This window comes from Methylobacterium sp. CCH5-D2 (assembly GCF_001556475.1).
Classification (GTDB): domain Bacteria; phylum Pseudomonadota; class Alphaproteobacteria; order Rhizobiales; family Beijerinckiaceae; genus Methylobacterium; species Methylobacterium hispanicum.
In genome coordinates this window covers 1-3,822 of record NZ_LSIX01000670.1, presented here as the reverse complement: position 1 = coordinate 3,822, position 3,822 = coordinate 1, and the positions used below count along the sequence as shown (strand labels likewise).

The 3,822-nt window shown below is 77.7% G+C and carries 3 protein-coding genes and 1 pseudogene; all 4 read left to right on the top strand.

The features are described 5' to 3' along the window. A pseudogene (bchD, locus tag AX737_RS34580) lies at window positions 1-333 on the top strand (magnesium chelatase ATPase subunit D); the annotation flags it as partial. Continuing rightward, window positions 330-1,223 carry an alpha/beta fold hydrolase BchO gene (bchO, locus tag AX737_RS17795; protein WP_066923762.1) on the top strand — a complete coding sequence of 298 codons (894 nt, stop codon included), beginning with the start codon at window positions 330-332 and terminating at the stop codon, window positions 1,221-1,223. The pseudogene bchD and the gene bchO, both read left to right, overlap by 4 nt. Before the next feature lie 134 nt (window positions 1,224-1,357). Then, window positions 1,358-2,893, top strand: a complete 1,536-nt coding sequence (locus AX737_RS17790) for a phytoene desaturase (RefSeq protein WP_066923760.1) — start codon at window positions 1,358-1,360, stop codon at window positions 2,891-2,893. Continuing rightward, window positions 2,865-3,822 (top strand): phytoene/squalene synthase family protein (locus tag AX737_RS17785; RefSeq protein ID WP_156453808.1); only part of this gene is annotated, 958 nt, incomplete at its 3' end. The genes AX737_RS17790 and AX737_RS17785, both read left to right, overlap by 29 nt.

Sequence of the window (3,822 nt, the reverse complement as noted above, 5' to 3'; positions counted from 1 at the left end):
GGCGGCACGCCGCTCGCCGCCGGCCTCGACGCCGCCGCGGCGCTGGCGCGCGGGGTGGCCCGGGGCGGCGGGCGCCCGGTGGTGGTGGTGCTCACCGACGGGCGGGCCAACGTGGCGCGCTCGGGCGCGGGCGGCCGGGCCGCCGCCCGGGCCGACGCCGAGGCCGCGGCCCGCGCGCTCGCCGCCCTCGCGGTGCCGGTGCTGGTGCTCGATACCGGCGCGGCCGGCGAGGGCGCCCGGGCGCTCGCCGAGGCCGCCCGCGCCCGCTACGTCCCGCTGCCCCGCGCCGACGCGGGCGCCCTCGCGGCGGCCGCGCGGGGGGCGGGCGCGTGAGGGATCCGGACCGGCCAGACTGGTCGCGCGAGGGCGCCGACTGGCCGCATCGCGCCGCGAGCCGCTTCGTCGCGGCCGCGGGCCTCACCTGGCACCTGCAGGAATTCGGCGCCGCGGACGCGCCCGTCCTGCTGCTCCTGCACGGCACCGGGGCGGCGAGCCACTCGTTCCGGGACCTCGCCCCGCGCCTCGCCGGGACCCACCGGGTCCTGGTGCCGGACCTGCCCGGCCACGGCTTCAGCGACCCGCTGCCGGCGGGCCGCCTCTCGCTGCCCGGCATGGCGGCGGCCCTGGCCGAGCTCCTGCGGGTGCTGGGCCTGAGCCCGCGCCGCGTCGCCGGCCACTCGGCCGGGGCGGCGATCCTCGTCCGGATGTGCCTCGACGGCGCGCTCCACCCGGACCGGATCGTCGCCCTCAACGGGGCGCTCAGCCCCTTCCCGGGGGCCGCCAGCCTGCTGTTTCCCGTCATGGCGCGGGCGCTGTTCCTGAACCCGCTCACCCCGCGGCTCTTCGCCTGGAGCGCGGACCGGGCCGCGGTCGAGCGGCTGATCGGGGGCACCGGCTCGCGCCTCGACGCGGCGGGGGTGTCGTACTACCGGCGCCTGTTCGCCAAGCCCGGCCACGTGCGCGGCGCGCTCGGCATGATGGCGAACTGGGATCTGGCCGCCCTCGAGCGCGACCTCGGCCGGCTCGCCGTGCCGCTCCTGCTCGTGGTCGGCGGGAACGACCGCGCCATCCGCCCCGAGGACGCCTTCCGCCTGCGCGACCGCCTGCCCGGCACCCGGGTCGAGCTGCTGCGCGGCCTCGGGCATCTCGCCCACGAGGAGGATCCGGAGCGCGTCGCCGCGCTGGTCGCCGCCGACGAGCCGGCGGGCGGCGCGCCCGGCTGAGCCACGCGGCGGCCCTCGCGGTGCCGGGTCCGCCACCTCGCGGTGACGCCCCGCTCGCCGCGCGGTGGCGACGCGGTGAGCGCGGGGTGCAATCCGGTCTTGCGCGACCGCCAGCCCGCCCGTACTGTCATTCCATGTTGACACTCGTCGACAAGCCACCTTCACACCAGGGCACCGATCCGCGGCCGCACGCGGTGGTGATCGGCTCCGGCTTCGGCGGCCTCGCGGCGGCGGTGCGGCTGGGCGCCAGGAGCTATCGGGTCACGGTGCTGGAGCGGCTCGACCAGCCCGGCGGGCGCGCCCGGGTGCACCGGCAGGACGGCTTCACGTTCGATGCCGGCCCCACCATCGTCACCGCGCCCTTCCTGCTGGAGGAGCTGTGGCGGCTCGCCGGCCGGCGCCTCGCCGACGACGTGGCGCTGGTGCCGATGGACCCGTTCTACCGGATCCGCTTCGACGACGGCACCGACTTCGCCTATACGGGCGACCCGGCACGGATGCGGGCGGAGGTCGAGCGCCTCGCGCCCGCCGACGTCGCCGGCTACGAGCGCTTCATGGCCTTCAGCCGGCAGGTCTGCCGGATCGGCTTCGAGGAGCTCGGCCACGTGCCCTTCGGCCGGGTCCGGGACATGCTGCGGATCGCGCCCGACCTCGTGCGCCTCTCCGGCCACCGCAGCCTGCACGCGGTGGTGGCCCGCCACATCCGCGACCCGCGCCTGCGCCAGGTCTTCAGCTTCCACCCCCTGCTCATCGGCGGCAACCCGTTCCGGGCGAGTGCGCTCTACGGGCTGATCGCCCATCTGGAGCGGGCGTGGGGCGTGCATTTCTGCCTCGGCGGCACCGGCCGGCTGGTGGACGGCCTCGCCGGGCTGGTCGCGGGCCAGGGCGGGACGGTGCGCTGCGGGGCCGAGGTCGCGCGGATCACGCTGGCCGAGGGCCGCGCCACGGGGGTCGCGCTCGCCGACGGCAGCGAGATCCCGGCCGACCTCGTCGTCTCGAACGCCGATTCCGCCTACACCTACGGCACGCTGCTGGCGGGCCGGACCCGGCGCTGGAATCCCCGGAAGCTCGCGCGCGCGCGCTCCTCGATGGGGCTGTTCGTCTGGTATTTCGGCACGCGCCGCACGTACCCGGGTGTCGATCACCACACGATCCTGCTCGGGCCGCGCTACCGCGAACTGCTCGCCGACATCTTCGACCGCAAGGTGCTGGCCGACGACATGAGCCTCTACCTGCACCGGCCGACCGCGACCGACCCGCTGCTGGCGCCGCCCGGCCACGACGCCTTCTACGTGCTGGCGCCCGTGCCGAACCTCGCGGGCGGGCAGGACTGGGCCCGCCTCGCAGAGCCCTACCGGCAGCGCATCGCCGCGCGGCTGGAGGCGAGCGTGCTGCCGGGCCTCGGCGCGTCCGTCGTCACCTCGCGGGTCACCACGCCCCAGGACTTCGCCGACGACTTCCTCAGCGTGTGCGGCTCCGGCTTCGGACTGGAGCCGGTGCTGACCCAGTCGGCGTGGTTCCGCCCGCACAACCGCTCCGAAGAGGTGGAGAACCTCTATCTCGTCGGCGCCGGCACCCATCCGGGCGCGGGCCTGCCCGGCGTCCTCTCCTCGGCCCGTGTCCTCGATTCGCTGGTGCCCGATGCACGCCATATCCGACGCCGAGCCTGAGCCCGAGGTCGGCCCCGAAGTCAGACCCGAAGTCCGGCCCGAAGTCGGGCCCGATTCGGGCCCGGCCGACCGCGCCGCCTGCCGGGCGGCGATCCGGGCCGGCTCGCGCAGCTTCTTCGCGGCCTCGCTGCTGCTGCCCGCCCGGGTCCGCGAGCCGGCCTACGGGCTCTACGCCTTCTGCCGGCAGGCCGACGACGCGGTGGACGGCGCGCCGACCGCCGCCCGCCGCCGCGCCGCGGTGGGGCGGCTGGAAGCCCGGCTCGCGCGCGCCTGCGCGGGGCGGCCCGCCGACCACCCGGCCGACCGGGCGCTCGCCGCGGTCATGGCCGCGCACGCGATCCCCGAGGCGCTGCCGCGCGCGCTCCTCGAAGGCCTCGCCTGGGACGCGGAGGGCCGCCGCTACGCCGACCTGCCCGCGCTCACCGCCTACGCGGCGCGGGTGGCCGGCACGGTCGGCGCGATGATGACCCTGATCATGGGACGGCGCGCGCCCGACGTGCTCGCCCGCGCCCTCGATCTCGGCGTGGCCATGCAGTTCACCAACATCGCCCGGGACGTCGGCGAGGACGCGCGCGCCGGCCGCCTCTACCTGCCGCTCGCCTGGATGCGCGAGGCCGGGCTCGACCCGGAGGCGTGGCTGGCCGCCCCCGTCCACTCGGCCGCGCTCGCCGGGGTGGTGGCGCGGCTGCTCGCCGAGGCGGACCGCCTCCACGCCCGCGCGCAGGCCGGCATCGCCGCGCTGCCGGCCGATTGCCGCCCGGCGATCCGCGCGGCGGGCCTGATCTACGCGGAGATCGGCCGCGCGGTGGCGGCGAACAGGCACGACGCGGTGGGCGCCCGCGCCCGGGTCGGCACGCCGCGCAAGCTCGCCCTCCTCGCCCGCGCGGCCGTGCCGGGCGTCGCGACGCGAACGGCGGGCGCACCCGGCT

Coding starts and splice junctions, on each gene's coding strand:
- AX737_RS17790 (WP_066923760.1), top strand. CDS start 1,358: ATGTTGACACTCGTCGACAAGCCACCTTCACACCAGGGCACCGATCCG.